The organism is Vibrio sp. M250220 (genome assembly GCF_036533795.1).
GTDB lineage: Bacteria > Pseudomonadota > Gammaproteobacteria > Enterobacterales > Vibrionaceae > Vibrio.
This window is the reverse complement of record NZ_JATABI010000003.1, coordinates 53,435-77,253: the sequence shown is the minus strand read 5'-3', so window position 1 is coordinate 77,253 and position 23,819 is coordinate 53,435. Positions and strand designations below refer to the sequence as shown.

The 23,819-nt window shown below is 45.3% G+C and carries 20 protein-coding genes; 13 read left to right on the top strand and 7 right to left on the bottom strand.

The window, feature by feature from the left end; all coding sequences use genetic code 11:
- Window positions 1–225 precede the first annotated feature (225 nt).
- On the bottom strand, window positions 226–834 hold the full coding sequence (locus QTN94_RS01955) for a peroxiredoxin C (RefSeq protein ID WP_269377677.1): 609 nt from the start codon (window positions 832–834) through the stop codon (window positions 226–228).
- 198 nt (window positions 835–1,032) lie between these two features.
- Between QTN94_RS01955 and QTN94_RS01950 the strand changes: the two genes are divergently transcribed.
- The 3 genes from QTN94_RS01950 to aceA all read left to right on the top strand — a co-directional run bounded on the left by QTN94_RS01950 (window position 1,033) and on the right by aceA (window position 5,734).
- Window positions 1,033–1,938 carry a hydrogen peroxide-inducible genes activator gene (locus QTN94_RS01950; protein ID WP_269377676.1) on the top strand — a complete coding sequence of 302 codons (906 nt, stop codon included), beginning with the start codon at window positions 1,033–1,035 and terminating at the stop codon, window positions 1,936–1,938.
- A gap of 710 nt (window positions 1,939–2,648) precedes the next feature.
- Window positions 2,649–4,295, top strand: a complete 1,647-nt coding sequence (aceB, locus tag QTN94_RS01945; RefSeq protein ID WP_331426681.1) for a malate synthase A — start codon at window positions 2,649–2,651, stop codon at window positions 4,293–4,295.
- Between the two features lie 125 nt (window positions 4,296–4,420).
- Window positions 4,421–5,734, top strand: coding sequence for an isocitrate lyase (gene aceA, locus QTN94_RS01940; protein WP_138970451.1), 1,314 nt, complete (start codon window positions 4,421–4,423; stop codon window positions 5,732–5,734).
- A gap of 343 nt (window positions 5,735–6,077) precedes the next feature.
- On the opposite strand, the gene QTN94_RS01935 is transcribed toward aceA, so the two are convergent.
- Window positions 6,078–6,518, bottom strand: a complete 441-nt coding sequence (locus tag QTN94_RS01935; protein ID WP_331426679.1) for a CBS domain-containing protein — start codon at window positions 6,516–6,518, stop codon at window positions 6,078–6,080.
- Window positions 6,519–6,823: 305 nt separating this feature from the next.
- Here QTN94_RS01935 and queA point away from each other — a divergent pair, with 305 nt between their 5' ends.
- The 7 genes from queA to mepA all read left to right on the top strand — a co-directional run bounded on the left by queA (window position 6,824) and on the right by mepA (window position 14,082).
- Window positions 6,824–7,885, top strand: coding sequence for a tRNA preQ1(34) S-adenosylmethionine ribosyltransferase-isomerase QueA (gene queA, locus QTN94_RS01930; RefSeq protein WP_331426678.1), 1,062 nt, complete (start codon window positions 6,824–6,826; stop codon window positions 7,883–7,885).
- Between the two features lie 210 nt (window positions 7,886–8,095).
- The gene (gene tgt / locus QTN94_RS01925; protein WP_006877883.1) at window positions 8,096–9,232 is read left to right on the top strand and encodes a tRNA guanosine(34) transglycosylase Tgt; all 1,137 of its coding nucleotides are present in this window, start codon (window positions 8,096–8,098) and stop codon (window positions 9,230–9,232) included.
- Window positions 9,233–9,406: 174 nt separating this feature from the next.
- Window positions 9,407–9,736 (top strand): preprotein translocase subunit YajC, encoded by a 330-nt coding sequence (gene yajC / locus QTN94_RS01920; protein WP_138970454.1) that lies wholly within the window; start codon window positions 9,407–9,409, stop codon window positions 9,734–9,736.
- A gap of 21 nt (window positions 9,737–9,757) precedes the next feature.
- Window positions 9,758–11,614, top strand: coding sequence for a protein translocase subunit SecD (gene secD, locus QTN94_RS01915; protein ID WP_269377667.1), 1,857 nt, complete (start codon window positions 9,758–9,760; stop codon window positions 11,612–11,614).
- 14 nt (window positions 11,615–11,628) lie between these two features.
- Entirely contained in the window at window positions 11,629–12,576 is a 948-nt protein-coding gene (gene secF / locus QTN94_RS01910) for a protein translocase subunit SecF (protein ID WP_331426677.1), read from the top strand.
- Window positions 12,577–12,860: 284 nt separating this feature from the next.
- Complete coding sequence (locus tag QTN94_RS01905; RefSeq protein ID WP_331416509.1) at window positions 12,861–13,193, top strand: DUF1904 domain-containing protein; 333 nt, start codon at window positions 12,861–12,863, stop codon at window positions 13,191–13,193.
- 34 nt (window positions 13,194–13,227) lie between these two features.
- Window positions 13,228–14,082 (top strand): penicillin-insensitive murein endopeptidase, encoded by an 855-nt coding sequence (gene mepA / locus QTN94_RS01900; protein ID WP_331426714.1) that lies wholly within the window; start codon window positions 13,228–13,230, stop codon window positions 14,080–14,082.
- A gap of 52 nt (window positions 14,083–14,134) precedes the next feature.
- On the opposite strand, the gene QTN94_RS01895 is transcribed toward mepA, so the two are convergent.
- From QTN94_RS01895 to rdgC, 3 genes are all read right to left on the bottom strand, one after another.
- Complete coding sequence (locus tag QTN94_RS01895; RefSeq protein WP_045953980.1) at window positions 14,135–14,389, bottom strand: YfhL family 4Fe-4S dicluster ferredoxin; 255 nt, start codon at window positions 14,387–14,389, stop codon at window positions 14,135–14,137.
- A 2-nt stretch (window positions 14,390–14,391) separates the two neighbouring features.
- Window positions 14,392–15,792 (bottom strand): prephenate-dependent tRNA uridine(34) hydroxylase TrhP, encoded by a 1,401-nt coding sequence (gene trhP, locus QTN94_RS01890; protein WP_331426675.1) that lies wholly within the window; start codon window positions 15,790–15,792, stop codon window positions 14,392–14,394.
- 157 nt (window positions 15,793–15,949) lie between these two features.
- Window positions 15,950–16,864: a recombination-associated protein RdgC gene (rdgC, locus tag QTN94_RS01885; protein ID WP_138970463.1), complete on the bottom strand. Its 915-nt coding sequence runs from the start codon at window positions 16,862–16,864 to the stop codon at window positions 15,950–15,952.
- A 217-nt stretch (window positions 16,865–17,081) separates the two neighbouring features.
- Here rdgC and phoB point away from each other — a divergent pair, with 217 nt between their 5' ends.
- From phoB to QTN94_RS01870, 3 genes are read left to right on the top strand one after another with little or no spacing between them, the layout of a single operon-like run.
- Window positions 17,082–17,771 (top strand): phosphate regulon transcriptional regulator PhoB, encoded by a 690-nt coding sequence (gene phoB, locus QTN94_RS01880; protein ID WP_331416512.1) that lies wholly within the window; start codon window positions 17,082–17,084, stop codon window positions 17,769–17,771.
- A 24-nt stretch (window positions 17,772–17,795) separates the two neighbouring features.
- On the top strand, window positions 17,796–19,097 hold the full coding sequence (gene phoR, locus QTN94_RS01875; protein WP_331416513.1) for a phosphate regulon sensor histidine kinase PhoR: 1,302 nt from the start codon (window positions 17,796–17,798) through the stop codon (window positions 19,095–19,097).
- Window positions 19,094–20,053, top strand: a complete 960-nt coding sequence (locus QTN94_RS01870) for a PstS family phosphate ABC transporter substrate-binding protein (RefSeq protein ID WP_331416514.1) — start codon at window positions 19,094–19,096, stop codon at window positions 20,051–20,053. Before phoR ends, QTN94_RS01870 begins: the two co-directional genes overlap by 4 nt.
- Here the strand turns inward: QTN94_RS01870 and ppx are convergent.
- Both ppx and ppk1 read right to left on the bottom strand, forming a co-directional pair.
- On the bottom strand, window positions 20,042–21,541 hold the full coding sequence (ppx, locus tag QTN94_RS01865; protein WP_331416515.1) for an exopolyphosphatase: 1,500 nt from the start codon (window positions 21,539–21,541) through the stop codon (window positions 20,042–20,044). The genes QTN94_RS01870 and ppx overlap by 12 nt on opposite strands.
- 94 nt (window positions 21,542–21,635) lie before the next feature.
- On the bottom strand, window positions 21,636–23,741 hold the full coding sequence (ppk1, locus tag QTN94_RS01860) for a polyphosphate kinase 1 (RefSeq protein ID WP_331416516.1): 2,106 nt from the start codon (window positions 23,739–23,741) through the stop codon (window positions 21,636–21,638).
- Between the last annotated feature and the right edge of the window lie 78 nt (window positions 23,742–23,819).

Here is a 23,819-nt window from a genome sequence, read left to right as displayed (position 1 = left end):
GCTGAATCCGAGAAAGTCTGTAAGACGATATTTTTTGTCTCTTTAGCGATATGTTGTCTTTTTATCAATATTTCGCCTTTGGTAGTGAAATAAAAAAAAGCCCGAAGCAATGCTTCGGGCTTTGATTAAGACTTTACTTAGAACTGATTGGCGTTGCGCTTATGCGCTATGTGCTTTTATATACTTACCAACCATATACCCGTTGAGCTTGGGTATAGTAAGCAATTACTTGCTTAGGTCGTCTGCGTGCTCAGATAGGAACGCTGCAACACCCTTAGGAGATGCGTCCATACCTGCTTTACCTTCTTCCCACTGTGCAGGACATACTTCACCGTGTTTTTGGTGGAAGTTTAGTGCGTCAACCATGCGTAGCATTTCATCGATGTTACGGCCTAGAGGTAGGTCGTTAACAACTTGGTGACGTACAAGACCGTCTTCGTCGATTAGGAAAGAACCACGGAACGCAACACCTGCTTCTGGGTGCTCAACGTCGTAAGCTTTACAGATTTCGTGCTTAACGTCAGCAATCAGAGGGTATTTTACTTGACCGATACCGCCGTTTTCGATCGCAGTGTTACGCCATGCGTTGTGAGAGAATTGAGAATCGATTGAAACACCGATAACTTCAACGCCTTTAGCTTTGAAATCTTCAAAACGGTTGTCAAAAGCGATTAGCTCTGATGGGCAAACGAAAGTGAAATCTAGTGGGTAGAAGAAAACAACTGCTTTCTTACCTTTGGTGAACTCTGCAAAGTTGAAGTTATCAACGATTTCACCGTTACCTAGAACAGCTGCAGCAGTAAAATCTGGGGCTTGACGACCTACTAGTACCATTTTTTTGCTCCTAAAATATTTGGTTAGTTCCAATGCAAAACATCTGTTCCGCTTTGGTCCGTGTTTGTACGGGACAAACTATAGTACACATTGTAGTATGTAAAAAAGCGAATTAAATAGATTAAGTTAATCGAAAAAAGCGATAAGTTTGATTTTATTAACTTGGTCAATATCCAGTCGGAAGTTATAGATAAATCTATGAATAAGTGGCCCAGCCTCAAACAGTTACACTATCTAATTACCTTGCACGAAACACGTCATTTTAGCGATGCCGCTGAAAAGTGCTTTGTCAGTCAATCTACCTTAAGTAAAGGTATCCAGAATCTTGAAGAGCTGATTGGTTGCCCTTTATACGAAAAGAAAGACAAGAAAAGCCCTTTGGTTTTTACCTTGGCTGGCGAACAAGTGGTGCAGCAGGGGCGAGAGTTATTGGCAAAAGGACAAGATCTCGTTGAACTTGGGCGTTTGTGCCAAGGTGGAGAAATGGAAGGGCAACTGCGCCTTGGTTGCATCCCTACTATCGCTCCCTTCTTATTGTGTGATTTGGTTCAGGAGGTGAATCGCCGCTTTCCTCAACTGAATCTGTTATTAAGAGAAGATACGACGACCAATTTGCTCGATGCGTTGCGCCATGGAGAATTGGATGTGCTGATTTTAGCTTTGCCAGTCGACATATTAGGTATGGAAAGCCGCATTGTGGGGAGTGATCCATTCCGTATGATCATTAGTCGCAATCAAGCTGATGCGATTCAAACGCCAATTAAGTATGCGGACTTACCCAATGAGTTTGTCTTTCTTTTAGAGAAAGAGCATTGTTTAACCGAGCACGCGGTTTCTGCCTGTCAGTTAACAGACAAAGAGAAGATTAACCCTTTCTCCGCCACAAGTTTGCATACCTTGGTACAGATGGTTGCCAATGGGATGGGAACGACCTTTATACCTCAAATGGCGATTGATCATGGTTTGATAGATAACCAGAACTTAGTTGTGATTGATGCCCCCGGGCAGCAAGCTCATCGTGATATAGGTCTGGTTTGGCGACCAAGTTCATCCCGGGTAAATACTTTTAAACAATTAGCGGATGTAGTGTCAGAGCTACTTTAGCGATAAGTATTAGTTGAAGAAATCGATTTCCTATCAAAAAGCACACTGGTTTTGGTGTGCTTTTTAGCATTTTATCCTGCCGGTAAACTTTATCTTGTAAAATTTTACAAGTAAATTTTGATGAAGCTTTCATTAAATTGTGAAATTTCACAGTGTGAATTTTACAACCCTACGATTTTCCATTGTTTGATAATCCGATTGCATATTCCCTTCACCTCTAGTGATAAAAAGGATTTATCCCCACTGCATAGAATTAAACGCGCGTTTGAAACGATTTTACATCGTTAATTTCACTGTAATTAAATTACGTAACTGGTTACGTTTTTGTGAGTGCGAACACCACTTTTGTGCGTGCGGAATAAAACTTCGAATTTAACGTTTTGTTTACTTTAGTACTTTTACTCTAGTCATGTTTGGTATAGGTTAAATAAAGGCTCAGTAAGACTTATGTCTAGATTGAAATGAATGTTTTACTGATTCAATCTAACAGCCAACAGAACAAGAAACCTCTTCAGAGAATGATCAGTTAGGAAGTTTGATTGTTGTTTGATAGTTACAAATGTAATTGGGGCGTTCGTGAATCGAAATGACCCGATACAGAGGTGGGCTGGCAATGACAGTGACGAGCTCGGCAGAAGTGTTCGCAGTGTCAGATAAGTGCGGCTAACCAGTGACGGTTTCATATACAGCAGGATATTAAGGAAGAAATTATGCTTGCCAACACACCAGAAAGAGATAAAACAACAGTAGAAGCCCAAGAAACCCTACTAAAAGAAGGCATGCTTGATGTCGCTGGTACCCTTTCACCAGAGCATCAGGCGATTTTCCCTGTTGAAGCCCAAACCTTCTTATCTCTACTGTGTGAAAAGTTCGCTGGTCGAGTTGATGAACTGCTCGCTGCTCGTGAGGAGAAGCAGGCACGCATTGACGCTGGTGAACTGCCGGATTTCCTAACAGATACGCAAGATATCAGAGAAGGAAGCTGGAAAATCCAAGGGATCCCTAAAGATCTTCAAGACCGCCGCGTTGAAATCACAGGTCCTACAGACCGAAAAATGGTGATAAACGCTCTAAACGCGAACGTAAAAGTGTTTATGGCTGACTTTGAAGACTCATTAGCTCCAGCGTGGGACAAAGTGCTTGATGGCCAAGTCAACTTACGTGATGCGGTAAATGGTGATATTAGCTACACCAATCCAGTTAATGGCAAGCTCTACCAGTTGGAAGACGATCCTGCGGTTCTTATCTGCCGTGTACGTGGACTACATCTCAAAGAAAAGCACGTTACTTTCAACGGTCAGATTATCCCTGGGGCCCTGTTTGACTTTGCGCTTTACTTTTACAACAACTATACCAGTCTGTTGAGAAAAGGCAGCGGCCCTTATTTTTACATTCCAAAGCTTCAGTCTCACACGGAAGCAAAATGGTGGAGTGAAGTGTTCCACTTTACGGAAGAATACTTCGGTCTCGACACTGGAACGATCAAGGCAACCGTACTGATCGAGACGTTACCCGCTGTGTTCGAGATGGATGAAATTCTATTTTCACTAAAAGAACATATCGTTGGTCTTAACTGCGGTCGCTGGGACTACATCTTCAGCTACATCAAAACACTGAAAAAACACCCTGACCGCGTTCTTCCTGACCGTCAGGTAGTGACAATGGACAAGCCGTTCCTAAACGCTTACTCCCGTTTACTTGTCCGTACTTGTCATAAACGTGGTGCTTTCGCTATGGGAGGTATGGCCGCCTTTATCCCAGCGAAAGACCCACAAACTAATCAGCAAGTGCTGGATAAGGTCTATAACGACAAATCACTGGAAGCCAACAATGGTCATGACGGTACTTGGGTTGCACACCCTGGATTAGCTGACACGGCATTGGCTGTATTTGACCAAGCATTGGGACCAAGAACAAATCAGCTCAATGTATCTCGTGAACAAGATGCACCAGTGACAGCGGCAGACCTTCTTGCACCGTGTGAAGGTGACATCACAGAACAAGGTATGCGCCATAACATTCGTGTTGCTTTGCAGTACATCGAAGCGTGGATCTCAGGTAACGGTTGTGTGCCTATCTACGGATTGATGGAAGATGCCGCGACCGCAGAAATCTCGCGTGCTTCGATTTGGCAATGGATTCAACATGGTAAATCGCTGGACAACGGGCAAACCGTCACCAACGAGCTGTTCAAACAGTATCTGAGTGAAGAGATTGACGTTGTTAAACAAGAAGTGGGTGAGGAGCGTTACCAAGCGGGTCGCTTCGAAGAAGCTGCGGACTTGATGACTGAGCTCACGACCAGTGACCAATTAACCAATTTCTTAACCATTCCAGGTTACGACTACCTGGATTAGAAACAAACTCCACAACAATAACGTGAATGTTCTAAGGCAGAGATGGATGTACTGCCAAGGAAAAAGGAAAACACAGCGCCCGTTAACTCAACATAAGAAGCGCTCATCAATAGAGGGATAGACCGATGACTAACTTAACTCGCCGCCAACAAATTGAAGCTCTAGAAAAAGATTGGGCAACCAATCCACGCTGGAAAAACGTAAAACGTCCTTACACTGCTGAAGAGGTTGTTGAACTACGTGGCTCAATGGTACCTGCAAATACCATCGCTCAGCGTGGTGCTGACAAACTATGGTCACTGGTGAACGGTGATGCTAAGAAGGGTTACGTAAACTGTCTGGGCGCACTGACTGGCGGTCAAGCCGTTCAGCAAGCGAAAGCAGGTATTGAAGCGATTTACCTTTCAGGCTGGCAGGTTGCTGCAGACAACAACACTGCATCAACAATGTACCCAGACCAATCGCTATACCCAGTAGACTCTGTACCATCAGTCGTTAAGCGTATTAACAACTCATTCCGTCGTGCGGACCAAATCCAATGGTCTAACGGTAAATCACCAGCCGATGAAGGTGCTGTTGATTACTTCCTACCAATCGTTGCTGACGCAGAAGCGGGCTTTGGTGGCGTATTAAACGCATACGAACTGATGAAGTCGATGATCGAAGCGGGCGCTGCGGGTGTTCACTTTGAAGACCAACTTGCTTCTGTTAAGAAATGTGGTCACATGGGCGGTAAAGTTCTTGTTCCTACTCAAGAAGCGGTTCAAAAACTGGTTGCGGCTCGTCTAGCGGCAGACGTTGCTGGTACAACAACACTCGTTATCGCTCGTACAGATGCGAACGCTGCTGACCTACTAACGTCTGACTGTGATTCATACGACAAAGACTTTATCGTTGGTGAGCGTACTCAGGAAGGTTTCTACCGTGTACGTGCAGGGATTGACCAAGCGATTTCTCGTGGTCTAGCTTACGCGCCATACGCAGACTTAATTTGGTGTGAAACAGCAACGCCATGTCTAGAAGAAGCGCGTAAGTTCGCAGAAGCAATTCATGCTGAGTACCCAGAGCAGCTACTTGCGTACAACTGTTCTCCATCGTTCAACTGGGAGAAGAACCTAGATGCAGAAACCATTGCGAAATTCCAGCAAGAGCTTTCTGACATGGGCTACAAGTACCAGTTCATTACGCTGGCAGGTATTCACAACATGTGGTTCAACATGTTCGAACTTGCTCACGACTACGCGAAAGGCGAAGGCATGCGTCACTATGTTGAGAAAGTACAGCGTCCAGAGTTCCAAGCCGCTGAGAAAGGCTACACATTCGTGGCTCACCAACAAGAAGTGGGTACAGGCTACTTCGATAAGATGACCAACACAATTCAAGGTGGTAATTCTTCTGTAACAGCATTGACAGGTTCAACAGAAGAAGACCAATTTTAATCCCTTAGCCATTAATACCCTGCCTAGTGAGTCAGAAATGCAGGCTTTGACTCACTAGCCTTTGGGTATAGATATTCTGTTTAGGCATAAACTTTGACATGCTTTTGAGCGGTGCAGACCGCTCTTTTTTTTGCCTGTAATTTCTACATTCCTCGTTTCAAGTACCCTTTTTCGAACCCTGTATAGCGGTGCTGCACAAGTCAGTTTCAGTTTGTGAATGTGGTGTTTTTCAATGGCAGATAGATGTAGCCTGCTCTGAATGAGCGGTAAGCCAAAGAGGATATAGCATCAGGTGCCTACTCTCAGAGAGTAAGCACCGGAAAGTGTTGAGCATAAAGGGCGATTATTCCATCTCTTCAGGTTCAACTTCTTCTTGTAATTCAAGTAAGTTAATTGCGATAGCGACAAAGTCACTGTCGGTGATAATTCCGACTAGTTGACCCTTTTCTACCACGGGTAAACAGCCCACTTTGTGTTTTTGCATGTAGATAGCGCTCTCTTTTAATCCCGCTTGTGGCGCAACGGTCATCACACCGGTTTTCATGACTTCGTAAAGTGGTGTGTTAAGAGTGAATGACTGATTTTCTGGAATCTGTTGCAAGCTGGATTCTTGAGCGGCGAGCACGTCACGTTGTGAGATGACTCCGAGTAGTTTTCTGTCTGCGTCTATGATGGGGATATGACGAATATCAAGTGCTTCCATCATGCTTTTAGCATCAGCAAGATTATGTGAGCGAAGAAGCGTATGGGGACTACGCGTCATCATGTCTTCTACTTTAATCATGGCTGCCTCCTGAAGTTATTCTTTACCTTATAAATATAGTAATTTTCTCGCTGTGAGTATGAGAGCTAATCGCGCTTTATTGTCATAACCTTGCTTTTTTTGTGGTAAATCAATTATTGAATAACTCAGCACTAAAATAACACTCTCAGAAGCTGTAATTACGTAAATGATTACAATAATTCACATCTCTTTTCTTGATATTGCTCTGATGCGGAATATACTATCTGGCTGCGAAAAACTCGTCGTCTGTTTGTGACAGAATCAGTTCGACTCACATAAAGAACCCACGACAAAAGATTAGTAACATGCAAGTATCAGATTTCCATTTTGACTTACCGGATGAGCTTATTGCTCGTTATCCTCAGCCAGAACGCACTGCGAGCCGTTTACTACAAATGGATGGTAATACGGGTGAGCTTGTTGATGGCACATTTACCGATGTACTGGAGCAAGTACTACCTGGTGATTTAGTGGTTTTCAACAACACTCGAGTGATTCCTGCGCGCATGTTTGGCCGCAAAGAATCAGGTGGCAAGCTTGAGGTGTTGGTTGAACGGGTTATCGATGAGAAAAGCATTCTGGCTCATGTGCGTTGTTCAAAGTCACCGAAGCCGGGAAGTACTATTTTTGTTGGTGAGAATGATGAGTTTTCAGCGCAGATGGTCGCGCGTCATGATGCGTTGTTTGAGTTGAAGTTCAATTCAGAGCAAAATGTTCTAGCGGTATTGGAAGAGATTGGTCATATGCCTCTTCCTCCTTATATCGATCGTCCAGATGAAGACTCTGACAAAGAGCGTTACCAGACGGTTTATAACCAAAAACCGGGGGCTGTAGCCGCGCCAACGGCGGGTCTGCATTTCGATCAACCATTGCTGGATAGAATCAAAGCGAAAGGCGCGGAGTTTGCTTACGTGACTCTCCATGTGGGCGCAGGTACATTCCAGCCAGTGAAAGTTGATGATATTCATGATCACCACATGCATGCGGAGTACGTTGAAGTACCGCAAGAAGTGGTTGATGCGATCAATGCAGCTAAAGCTCGTGGTGGTCGAATTATTGCGGTAGGTACGACATCGGTTCGTTCACTAGAAAGCGCCGCGCAAGATGCACTTAAGAATGGTACTGAACTGGTTCCTTTCTTCGGTGATACTGAGATTTTTATTTATCCAGGTTACCAATATCAGTTAGTTGATTGTTTAATTACTAACTTCCACCTGCCTGAGTCGACACTGATTATGTTGGTCAGTGCGTTCGCAGGTTACGAGAATACAATGAACGCTTATAAGTACGCGGTGGAGAACAAGTATCGCTTCTTCTCTTACGGTGATTCGATGTTTATAAAAAAGAAACTAGCTACGAGTTCCTAGTCGCTAGAAACTGAAATCTAGAGACTAGAGACTAGAGACTAGAGACTAGAGACTAGAGACTAGAGACTTAAACAATTTACGAGTGCTAGCAGTAAGCTAGGAAGCAAAGCAGAAGGATGCTTTGTCTCTCGCATGGAAGGCGACCGCTCCTCATAGAGCTTAATGCTCTGAACTTAATGTCAGACTGTTTCTCTGACAACCGGAGGTTTCGTGAAGTTAAAATTCGATCTTAAAAAGAAAGACGGTGTTGCGCGTCGTGGTCAACTGACCTTTGAACGTGGCACAGTTCAAACACCTGCATTTATGCCAGTAGGTACTTACGGTACTGTTAAAGGTATGACGCCGGAAGAAGTAAAAGGCACAGGTGCTGAAATCCTGCTAGGTAACACTTTCCACCTATGGCTACGTCCTGGTCAGGAAGTGATGAAAATGCACGGTGATCTGCACGATTTTATGAACTGGCAAGGCCCTATTCTTACTGATTCAGGCGGTTTCCAAGTATTCAGCTTAGGTAAGATGCGTACGATCACTGAGCAAGGTGTTCACTTCCGTAACCCAGTAAACGGTGACAAGATTTTCATGGACGCTGAAAAGTCGATGGAAATCCAAAAAGACCTAGGTTCAGACATTGTTATGATCTTCGACGAGTGTACGCCATACCCAGCAACACATGATGAAGCGAAGAAATCGATGGAAATGTCGCTACGTTGGGCGCAGCGTTCACGTGATCACTTCGATAAACTAGAGAACCCGAACAACCTGTTTGGTATCGTTCAGGGTGGTGTTTACGAAGATCTACGTGATGTGTCTGTTAAAGGTCTAACTGAAATCGGTTTTGACGGTTATGCTGTCGGCGGTTTGGCAGTAGGTGAACCTAAAGAAGACATGCACCGCATCCTTGAGCACACATGTCCTCAACTACCAGAAGATAAGCCTCGTTACCTGATGGGTGTAGGTAAACCTGAAGACTTAGTTGAAGGTGTGCGCCGTGGTATCGATATGTTTGACTGTGTAATGCCAACGCGTAACGCTCGTAACGGTCACCTATTTGTGACTGGCGGTGTGATCAAGATCCGTAATGCGAAACACAAAACAGATACAACTGCGCTAGATCCGCACTGTGACTGTTACACTTGTCAGAACTACTCTAAGTCGTACCTTCACCACCTAGAGCGTTGTAACGAAATTCTGGGTGCGCGTCTAAACACGATCCACAACCTTCGTTACTACCAGCGTCTGATGGAAAGCATCCGTAACGCGATTGATGAAGATCGTTTTGATGAGTTCGTGAAAGAGTTCTATGAGCGTCGTGGCCGTGAAGTTCCGCCACTGGCAAAAGAGCAGTAATCGACAGATTTAATGAATTAAAGCCTTTGGCATTACGCCAGAGGCTTTTGCTAATAAAGTAGGCAAACGCAAGCTATTTTTGAGAGAGTGATCGCTATTGGTTACTCTCAGACTTGAAACTAAATCGCGAATGCCCAACTTGGATATTAATAAATAATAATAGAGGATATTTTAATGTTTATTTCTCAAGCTCACGCAGCAGCTGAAGGTGCACCAGCAGGTGGCGGTTTCGAAATGCTAATCATGCTAGGTATGTTTGCGGTGATCTTCTACTTCATGATCTACCGTCCACAAGCTAAGCGTGTAAAAGAGCATAAAAGCCTAATGGCGTCGATGGGTAAAGGTGATGAAGTTCTAACCAGCGGTGGTCTAGTCGGTAAAATTACTAAGATCGCTGAAGACAACGACTACATCTCGATCGAGCTAAACACCAATAACGAAGTTGTTATCAAAAAAGACTTCGTTACAGCAGTGCTACCAAAAGGTACGCTGAAATCTCTATAAAACAGCTTAAGGATCCTCGCTGTGCTTAACCGCTATCCGTTGTGGAAGTACCTGATGGTGGTGTTTACCATCGCTATCGCAGCATTGTATGCACTTCCGAATATCTACGGTGAAGATCCGGCAATTCAAGTTACAGGGGCGCGTGGCGCCTCTGTAGATATGTCGACGCTGGATTCTGTCACTCAAGCTCTTGATAAACAGGGCTTATCTCATAAATCCATTGCTCTAGAAAATGGATCCATCCTTGTTCGCTTCAATAACACTGATACACAAATTAGTGCTCGTGATGTTATCAGCGAAGCGATGGGCAACGATATAATTGTTGCTCTTAACCTCGCTCCTGCAACGCCAGACTGGCTTGAATCCATTGGCGCTGCGCCGATGAAGCTAGGCCTTGACCTACGTGGTGGTGTTCACTTCTTGATGGAAGTGGATATGGACGCTGCGATGGAAAAGCTGATTGGTCAGCAGGAAGAAGCCTTCCGCAGTGAACTTCGCGAAGAAAAAGTACGCTATCGTTCGATTCGCCCTTCAGGCAAGAACGCGGTTGAAGTACTACTGCGCAATGAAGAACAACTAGCCGAAGCTCAGCGCATTCTTGAGAAAAACCACCCAGACATGCTCTTTACTGATTCCGTGTCTGAGGGTCGTTTTGCTCTCATTGCTACTTTTACTGAGCAACGTCTAACTGAAATTCGCAACTACGCTGTCGAGCAGAACATCACGATTCTGCGTAACCGTGTTAACGAACTTGGTGTTGCTGAGCCATTGGTTCAACGTCAAGGTGCAAGCCGCATCGTTGTTGAGCTTCCAGGTGTTCAAGATACGGCTCGAGCGAAAGAGATTCTTGGTGCGACGGCAACGTTAGAGTTCCGTGAAGTTGATGCTAAAGCTGATTTGGCTGCGGCGGCTAGTGGTCGCGCGCCAGCAGGCAGTGAAATCAAACAAGATCGTGACGGCCGTCCTGTGGTGCTTAAGAAACGCGTCATCTTAGGCGGTTCGAGCATCACGGATGCAAGCTCAAGTGTTGATGAGTACGGTCGCCCTCAGGTTAACATCTCGCTAGATAGCGAAGGTGGTAACAAGATGTCGGCTTTCTCTCGTCAGAACATTGGTAAGCTAATGGCGACCGTGTTTGCTGAGTACAAAGACAGTGGCCGTCGTACTCCTGAAGGCAAAGTGATTCTGACTAAGTATGAAGAAGTGATTAACCAAGCGACGATTCAATCTGCGCTAGGCCGTAACTTCCGTATTACTGGTATTGATTCTGCAGCTGAAGCACATAACCTAGCACTATTACTACGTGCGGGTGCCCTAATCGCGCCTATTTCTATTGTCGAAGAGCGTACTATTGGTCCTTCAATGGGTCAGCAGAACATCGACATGGGTATCCAAGCAATGATTTGGGGTATGGTGGCAGTTATGCTCTTTACTCTGATGTACTACCGTAAGTTTGGTCTGATTGCTAACGTCGCTTTAATGGCAAACCTTGTGTTGATTATCGGCGTTATGTCGATGATCCCAGGTGCAACCATGACCTTGCCAGGTATTGCCGGTATCGTTCTGACTGTCGGTATGGCCGTCGATGCGAACGTACTGATCTTTGAGCGTATTCGCGAAGAGTTACGTGATGGTCGCAGCCCGCAGCAAGCGATCCACCAAGGTTACGCTAACGCATTCAGTACGATTGCCGATGCGAACATCACGACCTTGATTACTGCGATTATTCTGTTTGCTGTCGGTACCGGCGCAATCAAAGGTTTCGCTGTGACTCTGTCTATCGGTATCTTAACTTCTATGTTTACAGCCATTGTTGGAACACGTTGTATCGTGAATCTGGCTTATGGTGGTAAACGTATCAACAAACTGTCGATCTAAGGCTGGGAATTAGTATGTTTCAGATTCTAAAAGCAGAGAAAACGATCGACTTTATGCGTTGGTCAAAATTCGCATTCTTGTTCTCTATTTTGATGATTGGTGCTTCAATCTTCACTCTATCAACCAAATGGTTAAACTGGGGTCTAGATTTTACGGGCGGTACTCTAATCGAAGTAGGTTTTGAACAGCCTGCGAACCTTGAAGATATCCGCAGTGCGCTGGAAGCAAAAGGCTTTGGCGATGCAACGGTTCAGAACTTTGGTAGTGCACGTGACGTTATGGTTCGTCTACGTCCTCGTGATGATATGGCAGGTGAGACTCTGGGCAACCAGATTATTTCTGCGATCAAACAGGGCACTGGCGAAGACGTTGAGATGCGTCGTATCGAATTCGTTGGTCCTAACGTAGGTGATGAACTCACGGAAGCTGGTGGTCTGGCGATTTTAGTTTCGCTTATCTGTATCCTGATTTACGTTTCAGTGCGTTTTGAATGGCGTCTCGCTGCTGGTGCGGTACTGGCACTGGCTCACGACGTTATCATTACCCTTGGCGTATTCTCGATGATGCAGATCGAGGTTGACTTAACCATTGTCGCAGCCTTGCTTACAGTGGTGGGTTACTCGCTCAACGATACTATCGTTGTATTCGACCGTATCCGTGAAAACTTCCGCAAGATACGTAAGGGTGAACCATCAGAGATCATGAACAGCTCAATTACACAAACATTGAGCCGTACCTTGATTACCTCTGGTACTACCTTGTTCGTAGTTATTGCTCTGTTTACTCAGGGTGGTGCTATGATTCACGGCTTCGCAACCGCACTTCTGCTTGGTATTACGGTTGGTACTTACTCATCAATTTATGTCGCTTCGGCACTGGCTTTGAAACTGGGTATTACCAAAGAACACCTAATGCCACCTCAAGTAGAAAAAGAGGGTGCAGAGTTCGATGAGATGCCATAAGGTATTGAGTCAAAGATCTTAATCAAAGCCGCTGTTATTCAGCGGCTTTGTTGTTTATTAAGGAGAGATAATGCGAAGCCGATAGGTCGTTGATTGTGTTCTTAAATCGATTTCCGCAGCATACCCATAGGAGGTTAATCTGGCAAAACGGTGAGTGGCGAGCTAGATTGAGTAGCGATGGGGAGCTTATTACGCTGACGCTTAGTCAAGATTGAACGATTGATAGTAAGAGATTTCTTTGGAACTTGGTATGATGGAGCAAATTAGTTTTGAGGAGGTAATATATGCCACATTTACGTTTTCGCGCCGTTGAACCGCAAACAGTTCAAACACTTTCTAAATCTCTAATTGACGCTCTTCAGCCTCTAATGGACTCTCCTCGTGAAGATTTTACCTTTGAATACATCTACACGACCTTCTACCATGAGGGAGAGGTCAGCTCAGCTTATCCATTTGTTGAAGTGCTTTGGTTCGATCGAGGTCAAGAGACGCAAGATGCCGTCGCAAAAATCATTACCGCTCAGGTTCGCGGTATTATCGGCGAAGATGTTAACGTCGCAGTGATCTTTAGCGCGTTGAACCCTCAAGGCTACTACGATAACGGGGAACACTATTAGTTTCCACTGAGTGCAAAGCAGCAAGGAGTTTATGATGGGAAGTCGCCATAAGAGCACCAAATGCCGCGTGCTTATTTTCTCTTTGTTGCTGCTTGCTCCTACTATCTTACTAGCTAACCCATGGGAGCAAGTCTCATCCCCATCTATTCAACCATCTCAAGCGATTGGTAGCTATGCGAATGGCTGCTTGGCTGGCGGAGCTTCTCTACCGTTAGAGGGGCAAGGCTATCAGGTGCTACGTAGTCAACGTGCTCGATATTACGGTCATCCTGAAACCATTCGCTTTATTGAGCGGTTAGCGGTTCAATCGCAACAACAACTCTCAACCAACATTCTGATTGGCGATATGTCCCTGCCTCAGGGGGGACGCTTCTCTTCAGGACACTCCAGCCATCAAACTGGATTAGATATTGATATCTGGTTAAAACTGGCTGATGAAATGTTGTCATCTCAGCAGTTATCCGAGCCACAACCGTTAAGTGTCGTTAACCTTGAGCAGTACCAACTGTTACAAGATAACTGGGACGAACGTCATTTCACTTTGATGAAACTGGCCGCGAACGATCAGCAAATTGCACGCATCTTTGTCCATCCTGTGATTAAACAAAAACTGTGCGTCTCGGAAGAAACTGAGAATCGAGAATGGCTGAGAAAGGTAAGGCCGTGGTGGGGCCATCACTACCACATGCATGTACGACTGAAATGCCCGCAAGACAGCAAAAACTGTCAGTCGCAACCTGAGCCTCCTGTGGGAGACGGTTGTGGATCAGAGTTGGCCAGTTGGAAGCCTCAGCCCAAACCGGCAGCGCCAAAGGTTGCAGCTACTCAAACGAAGATAAAGCCAAAGGTGCTACCGATTCAATGTCAGCAATTGCTCGATAATATCTAACTGATATAAAAACGCCGCTCAATGTGAGCGGCGTATTAATATCGGTTATTGCTTAGGCTAAACCTTGAATAATCACGAATTTCTCCAGTAACTCTTCTTCGGTTTCAACGTGATTAGGGTCAGTAATGATACACTTTGTTATCGGGCATACTGACTGACACGTAGGCTTCTCGTAGTGGCCTTTACATTCAGTACATAAATCAGGATCGATTTCAAAGATAGAGTCACCCATAGAAATAGCACCATTTGGGCACTCAGGGTCACACATATCGCAGTTAATGCACTTGTCAGTAATGAGCAATGCCATGATTACTTACCCGTTGGGTTACGGGTATCCTGACCTGCATTTAGGTTACGCATTAACAGGCCGTATTCCAGACCCATATCTTGTGGTACTGGAATGAATACGAAATGGCCATTTCCTTTTGCGTCTTCGATTTGCTCTGATTTACGGTTTTCCATCGCTTCAAGCGTGAAGATAACGTTACCTTTTGGTGTCATTAGCTCTAAGCTGTCACCAACAACGAATTTGTTCTTCACTTCTACTTCTGCAAGGTCACCACGACGTTTACCTGTGAACTCTCCCACGAACTGCTGAGCGTCAGATACCGAGTAACCGTAGTCATAGTTTTGGTATGCATCATGAGTGTGACGACGTAGGAAACCTTCCGTGTAACCACGGTGTGCCAAGCTCTCTAGTGTACCCATTAGGCTCTCATCAAATGGTTTGCCAGCAACAGCGTCATCGATCGCTTTGCGGTAAACCTGAGCAGTACGTGCACAGTAGTAGAAAGACTTAGTACGGCCTTCGATTTTAAGTGAGTGAACCCCCATCTTCGTCAGACGCTCTACGTGTTGAACCGCACGTAGGTCTTTAGAGTTCATGATGTAAGTGCCATGCTCATCTTCATACGCGGCCATCTTCTCTTCTGGACGGTGCGCTTCAGACAGTAACACAACTTCATCGGTTGGTTTTCCACGACCAATGGTCGTTTCTGGACGCTCGTCTTGGACTTCAACCGCTTGTGCTTGAGCAGGGTCGAACTTCTCAACGATATCGCCAGTGTCGTTCTCTTTGCCTTGCTCAACCTTGTATTCCCAACGACATGCGTTCGTACATGTACCTTGGTTAGGATCACGTTTGTTGATGTAGCCAGACAGTAGGCAGCGGCCAGAGTAAGCCATACACAGTGCACCGTGAACGAAAACTTCTAGCTCCGTTTCAGGACAGTGTTCACGGATCTCTTCGATCTCTTCTAGAGAAAGCTCACGAGACACAATCACACGCTCAACGCCGTTCGCTGCCCAGAACTTAACTGTTGCCCAGTTTACTGCGTTCGCCTGTACAGACAGGTGAATTGGCATTTCAGGGAAGGCTTCACGAACCATCATGATTAGGCCAGGGTCTGACATGATAAGTGCGTCAGGGCCCATTTCGACCACTGGTTTAAGGTCGCGGATGAAGGTTTTTAGCTTAGAGTTGTGTGGTTGGATGTTACATACAACGTAAAGCTTTTTGCCTAGGGCATGTGCTTCATCGATACCAATTTTTAGGTTTTCGTGGTTGAATTCGTTGTTACGTACACGAAGGCTGTAGCGAGGTTGACCTGCATACACTGCGTCTGCGCCATAGGCAAATGCGTAACGCATGTTTTTTAGGCTGCCTGCTGGTGACAGTAGCTCTGGTACGAATGCTTTCTCAGTAGTCATTGTCTTTTTCTCTAGTCTGATCTCAAGTCAGGTTACTCCCACCTAGTGGAAGTAAAGGGGCGCAAATTTTACGTCAAAACGTGACTTGTGACTAGGAAAAGCTTTCAGAAAGGCAATTAAAAAACGCCCTGTGAGTCGGGCGTTTATAGAAAGTACGTTATGCGTTAGGGTGAGGTAAGCCACCTAAGCATTCATAGAGGTTGGGTAGGAAAGCGCTTAGCTCGCCGCACATCAGTGAAAAATCTGCATCGAAACGTGCCGCTTGATCTTCACGAGGAATATCGTCGTTTTGGTCTTTTAGCTCATCTGAGAACTTGAGGCGTTTGATGCTGCCATCTTCCGCTAAAATAAATTCAAGGCGCTCTTGCCACCATAAAGCCAGTTTGGTTACTACCTTACCAGCATCGATATGGCTGCGAATTTCATCCGCGGTCAGTTCTTGCTTCTTACAGCGAATGACACCACCTTCTTCAAGCACAGATTTTAGCTCGGCCTCATCCAGCATCTGAATGCCAGCTGGAGTGTTACCTGTTTTTACCCACTCTGTTAACGTCGTTTCTACTGCGGTCTCAGGAATGGCTGGGACGACAGGTAAGCTGCCCATCGTTTTACGCAATAGAGCAAGGACATCTTCTGCTTTTTTGTAGCTACTAGCATCAACAAGAATAAAACCTTCATTAGGCAAAATAACGACATTGGTATAGTTGCTGCGACTGAAAGCGCGCGGTAGCAAATCTATGACGATGTCTTCCTTGAGGTTATCCTTTTCTTTCTTCTTGAGAGGGCGGCCTTCCTGAGCTTCCATTGCTTCAATTTTGGCATTCAGTGAATCTTTAATCACGGAAGCTGGCAGCATTTTCTCTTCTTTCTTTGCGCAGATAAGAATACGGTTTTCAGAGACATGCGTCATCATATCGCCATGTTTACCCATCGCAGTAACCCAACCAAATTTGGTTTTGTCCTGACTGCCACATGGAGTAAAGCGAAACTCTTGAAGTTGTTTCTCTAGTTGGTCAGCGTTGAATTCGATTTCACGATTAAATCGGTAAACTAGACAGTTCTTAAACCACATACTTTTTCTCTATAGCTAAATTTGACGGCTCATCATAAAGACTTTTGCTTTATTTGTCTTACAGCAAACACGCAATAGTGGAATGAAAGTTATATGAAAATTAGTTTTCAAAGGTCACAAAAGTGTCATAATTGCTAGTAATAATGCCTATGCATCAGAAGGCGGTTTCACTGCCTTACTTATTGAGAAAGCTCAACTAATATAAGGTTATACAGTTATGTCTAGAAGGATTCTAGTTGTCGAGGATGAAGCACCGATCCGTGACATGCTCTGCTTTGTCCTTGAACAGAAAGGTTACCAAACAGTCGAAGCGCAAGATTACGAAACTGCGGTAACTAAACTAGCAGAACCCTTCCCAGATCTCGTCCTGCTTGACTGGATGCTTCCAGGCGGCAGCGGCATCAACTTCATCAAGCATATGAAGCGTGAAGAGTTAACGCGTAATATTCCTGTGGTGATGCTGACAGCGCGCGGTGAAGAAGAAGATAAGGTGCGTGGTCTAGAAGTTGGAGCCGATGATTACATCACTAAGCCATTCTCACCTAAAGAGTTGGTTGCCAGACTGAAAGCGGTAATTCGACGTGTTACGCCGACGGCGCTTGAAGATGTTATTGATGTCCAAGGTCTGAAATTGGATCCCGTATCCCACCGTGTTATGGCTAACGATCAAGCGCTTGATATGGGGCCTACCGAGTTTAAGATGCTGCACTTCTTTATGACCCATCAAGAGCGAGTTTACAGCCGTGAACAGCTACTTAATAACGTATGGGGTACCAATGTCTACGTTGAAGACCGTACCGTTGATGTTCATATCCGTAGACTGCGTAAAGCTTTGGAAAGTGCAGGGCATGACAAGTTGATTCAGACAGTGCGTGGCGCTGGCTATCGCTTCTCGACTAAGGCGTAAAATATAATACCGGTGGAGATGTAGGTGGTAGAACGGTTAACGTGGAAAAAATTAGCTTGGCAGTTGGTTTTCCTTTACACCCCTTGGGTGATTGTCGGCTGGATTTTCGGTTATATGCCGTGGTTGCTTTTTGCAGCCACGGTTTTGCAGCTTGTATGGCATTTAAACAATCAAATGCGTTTATCGGCATGGTTGTGGGATGAAAAACGTCTGACACCGCCCTCCGGTACAGGCAACTGGGAATCTTTGTTTAACGGCATCTATCGCTTACAACAGCGGCAGCGTAAAAAGCGTAAAGAGCTAACCAAATTAATCCGTCGTTTCCGTAATGGTGCTGAATCATTACCTGATGCGGTAGTTGTTTTTCGTAGTGAAGGCAACATTGTATGGTGCAACAAGCTTGCACAACATTTACTTGGTTTTCGTTGGCCTGATGATTCAGGACAACCCATTTCTAACTTAGTCCGAACACCAGACTTCATTCATTATCTTAACAAGCAAGATTATTCTGAACCATTAGAGATGCGCTCACCGCTTAATGTGGATCGTATGATCGAACTACGTATCGTGCCATATATGGAAGGGGAGCATCTGATGGTGGTGCGTGACATTACTCAGTTGCAGCAGTTAGAAGGTATGCGTCGCAACTTTTTTGCCAATGTTTCCCATGAGTTGCGTACCCCGATGACAGTGCTACAGGGCTATCTGGAAATGACGGAAGATCCGGATATTGTTGCCGGTCCTATGTGGAGCAAAGCCCATGGAGTTATGACTGAGCAGTTGAATCGGATGAATACTCTTGTTAATCAGTTACTGACTCTGTCAAAAATTGAAGCCTCTTCGACACTTGAACTTGAAGATGTGGTCAACGTTCCGGCGATGCTGGAAGTTCTAGAAAAAGAGGCCGCTAGTTTAAGCGGTGACCACGGGCATAAGCTCTCTTTTGACGTTGATAGCGAATTACATGTACTTGGTGACGATGATCAGCTACGCAGTGCCATCTCTAACTTGGTCTACAATGCCGTCAAGTATACCCCCGCGGGCGCGGATATTCATGTTCGTTGGTACAAGACATCTCAAGGTGCTCACCTTGAAGTTGAAGACAGTGGAGATGGTATCGAACCTCAACATTTACACCGATTGACTGAACGTTTCTATCGAGTAGATAAAGCGCGGTCACGTGATACCGGCGGTAGTGGTCTTGGTCTTGCGATTGTGAAGCATGCCTTGAGCCACCATGATTCGCATTTGGAAATCAGTAGTGAGGTTGGGGTTGGCAGTAAGTTTTCTTTCACTCTGCCATCGCGTTTAGTGGTTAAACGATGAGAAGCTTACTTGTCGTTGCATGGCTTTCATTACTCAGTTCAGTACCTAGCTGGGCTGGGAGTACGGCTTTACCTAATTACAATAAGGTGGCTGGAATTACCGGTGAACTGACGACGGTTGGCTCTGACACTTTGGCCGGAATGACCACGTCATGGGTTGAAGAATTTAAATCGCTCTACCCAAGTGTCAATGGTCAGGTGCAGGCATCCGGCTCTTCAACTGCCCCTCCTGCATTGACAGAGCGCATTGCTCAGTTTGGCCCCATGAGTCGACCGATGTTAAAGCGGGAAATCGAGGCCTTCGAACGTGAAAATGGTTATAAGCCAACAGAACTGAGAGTCGCGATCGATGCCATCGGCATCTTTGTTCATCGTGACAACCCAATCAAAGGGCTGAACTTTTATCAGCTCGATAGTATTTTTTCTGCCACGCTGCGCTGTGGGGCGACTGAGTCGGTCTCAACTTGGGCTGACTTAGGACTGGATTACCAGTGGAGTAGGCGAGGGATGCAGATGTTTGGACGTAACTCTGTATCAGGGACTTATGGATATTTCAAAAAGAATGCTTTGTGTGGTGGCGATTTTAAAAATAGCGTTAACGAGCAACCCGGTTCGGCATCGGTAGTACAGTCTGTCGGCTCGGCAATCAATACCATTGGTTACTCGGGAGTGGGTTACAAAGTCTCGCGTGTGAAACTATTACCGATCGCTAAGTCGGGTGACAACTATATAGAGGCGAGCCAAGAAAACATTCTTTCTGGTAAGTACCCACTTTCGCGCTACCTCTATGTATATGTAAACAAGCACCCTTTCAAACCGTTGAGCCCCATTGAACGAGAATTTGTTCGTTTCATGTTCTCCAGTCAGGGGCAAGCTTTAGTTGAAAAAGAAGGCTATGTGCCTATTTCACCACTGATAGCCAAAAAAGAGCTTGCTAAAGTAGGTTTAGAAAACTAGTTCCCATCCTGCACTCGTCCAATAATCTTGTTCGGTCAGTAAATCCGCGTGTAGCAGTTTATTCTCTTCAAGCCATTGATCATTAGTGGAAGAAATTTTCCATTGCTCTCCATCAATCGTGATCGAAAGGTTCGGCAGGGGATCGTCGTTTCGTTGACCATTGAGCAAAATGGCGAGACGGAGGATACGAATCAGACCTACAATGTGCTTTTTCTTAAACAGAGTGAACTCTTCCATCTCATTTAGCTTGAGCGATTTACGCTGAAAACGTACCAGAGTGGCGAGAACACGCTGCTGTTCTTGGTTGAAACCAGGCATGTAAGTGTTGCGTAGAATGTATGCTGAGTGACGATGAAAAGCTTGTAGGCTGATGTTTAATCCCACTTCATGCAGTAGTGCGCTCCATTGGAGTAGGTCAAACAACTCGCTGCTTTTCTTTATGCCGAGCTGTTTGTGTACTTGCTGGAGAAATTCACTCGCGTGGCCTTTAATTTTAGCCGCGTGTTCGAGATCAACCAGATGTTTACTGGCGAGATTTTCCGTCGTGCGCATGCGAATATCTGAGCGTTTAAAACTATCTTCCATCTCAAAGAGCAAACCTTCACGTAGTGCACCCTCTGAGAAGTGCATTTCATTGATCTTCAGACTTTGGAAGACAGCGCTAAGTATTGCCACACCTGCGGCGAAAACGGGTTTTCTTTCAGGTGTTAACCCTGATAGTTCGATCTCATCAATGGTTTCCCACTGGCACAATGTTTCAGTCAGTTTTGATAGACGCTTGCTGGTAATGATTCCATCTTCATGACCAAGACCAATCAGAACCTCTTTGATCGCTTTGATGGTTCCTGAAGATCCGAACGCGACTTCCCAGCCAGTGCGGCGGTAACGATGAGCGATAGATTCAAGCTTTTGCTCAGCCAACAGCGTCGCTTTGGTGAAATTGCTACTGGATAACTTATCATCTGTGAAAAAACGTTTGGTATAGCTGACGCAGCCCATTTGTTTACTGTTGATCAGTTCGGGTTCAAACCCCTTACCAATAACCAACTCTGTACTGCCACCACCAATATCAACCACGAGTTTGGAGTCTGATTCTGGTTGAGTGTGAGCCACCCCCAGATAAATCAAACGCGCTTCTTCAACACCAGGAATGATCTCAATTGGGAAGGGCAGAACATCTCGAGCTCGTTGAAGAAAAATATGTGCGTTGTTGGCTTGGCGCAGAGTATGAGTGGCGGCAATCCGAACGTTATCAGGATCAAAGCCTTGGATACGTTCAGCGAACATTGCGAGGCATTCTAATCCGCGTTGCATTGAGGCGTTATCTAAGTTTTTAAGTGCGTCTAACCCAGCTGCAAGTCTAACTCTTTGCTTGTGGCGGCTGACTAATTGCAAATCCTGTTCAACTACTCTTGCCACGACCATATGAAAGCTGTTTGAGCCTAAGTCAATGGCAGCAACATCTCGTATTTCCGGATTCTGAGTCATTCTATTCCAACCTAAATAAGTCGCGTACACACTTGGCGCTTACCCCCTTCACTGCGTGTATAGAGTGATGGGGCCCTTACCAACATCAGCAAAGCTACTGCTCAAGTTGGGTATGTAACTGTGCTTTGCGTTTCTGATTCCTAGTTTGTCTTTCTACCTGTTTAAGATAGTCGTAAATGGCAATCTGCGAGCGTACTTTCTTGCGGTTTCCACGCGGCACATAGTGATTGCTCATCTCTTTATCGATCCATCTCGCTTTTACTGTATCGGTAAAATGGATGTTAATGATATCAATAATGCGCTGTTTAAGTCGTTGGTCACGGACTGGCGCTGTGACCTCTATACGATAATCAATATTTCGCGTCATCCAGTCAGCGGATGAGATGTAGACCTGAGGATCACCAGCGTTATGGGTGATCAGCACTCGAGGGTGCTCAAGGAATCGATCAACGATACTGATGATTCTGATATTGTCGCTGGCTCCCTCGACACCAGGAACAAGTGAACACATTCCGCGGATGATCATTTTAATTTCAACGCCTGCTGAACTGGCTTCGTAGAGTCTATTGACTAAGCCTTTGTCTACCAGATTGTTGACTTTGAGCGTAATCGCAGCCTTTTTGCCCTCTTGAGCGTTGGTTATCTCGGTATCGATGAGGCGATAGAGTTGTTTACGGGAGTTCCTTGGCGAGACGATGAGGTGATTAAACCTAATAGGTCGGTACGGGTTCTCAATGTAGCCAAAGACTTTACTCACTTCGTTGGTGAGTTCTGGATCGGCGGTTAATAGCGAAAAATCGGTGTAGATTCGAGCGGTTTTCTCGTGAAAGTTACCCGTACCAATATGCGCATAACGCACAATGTCGTCCTCTTCTCGACGACTTATCAGTAGCAGCTTGGAGTGAATTTTCAGGCCTGGAACACCAAAGAGTACTTCTACGCCAGCATCCGTCAAAACGCGTGACCATTCGATATTCGCTTCTTCATCAAAACGCGCTTGAAGTTCGACGACTACCGTAACGCTTTTTCCATTGTGTACGGCATCGATAAGCGAGTTCATTAAACGCGAGTCTTTGGCGACGCGATAAATATTGATCTTTATACTTAGCACTTTCGGGTCGAACGATGCTTGACGTACCAATTCACTGATATGTTCAAAGGTATGGTAAGGGTAGTGGAGCAAAATATCTTGCGCCTTGATGGCGTCAAATTTGTTGGCGTACCCTTCAAAGTCCGCACACTCCATTGGCGGTAACGGCTTGTTTTCTAAGTAGTCTCGGCCGACGTTAGGAAAAGCAATAAAGTCTTTAAAGTTGTGATAACGACCACCGGGAATCAAACTGTCGTAGTTTGATATTTTGAGCTTTTCGCATAAGAAATCGAGCATTTCCTTAGGCATTTCTCTTTCGTAAACGAAGCGCACAGGCATAGCGGTTAAACGTTGGCTTACGCCTTCTGACATCTGTTCAAGTAGGCTGTATTCAACCTCATGACTCAAGTCGTACTCTGCATCGCGAGTCATTTTCATCGCGTAGCCATTGAGGCTCTGATATTCAAAAAATCCGCTAAAAAGCTCATCTAGACAATATCGTATGATGTTATCGAGCAAGATGATCGTTTTACGCCGTTTTCCTTTCTGCTCAGGCACCATCACAAAACGAGGCAGGTGATCGGTTGGGATTTCGATCAGTGCGTATTGGTTGAGCTCCTGTTGTGCGAGTTCAACGGCGATATAGGCATATTCATCTTTGAGAAACTGCAAAACGTCAATATCATCACGAAGCATCAAGGGCGTGATGTGGGGCAGAACCTGATGACGAAAATATTTTCGTACCCAGACTTGCTGCGCTTCACTGAGTTGAGTTTCGTTAACAAGAAATATGCGTCTTCGAGCCATATCACGAATCAAGTCCGCGTAGAGCTCATCAAAGCGCTCATTAAGGCGCAGCGCTTTGGTTTGCATTTTGGTCAATAGATGTTTGGAGTTGTCATTTCCGCCACGTTCTTGGTTGATCAAAATTCGGCGTTTGACATCGGCAAATCGTACTTTATAGAATTCATCTAAGTTATTGGAAAATATACCAAGAAATCGAATTCGTTCGACCAGGGGCACATGTTTGTCGGCCGCCTCTTGCAAGACCCGTTCGTTAAAAGAAAGCCAACTTAATTCCTTTTCAATATACAGCTTCTCTGTGCTCATGATCTTACCCTATTACCTACTTGACGGACTCGAGTGAAGCTCCTCCTCACTCACTTTGGATAGCAACTTAAGGGGTTT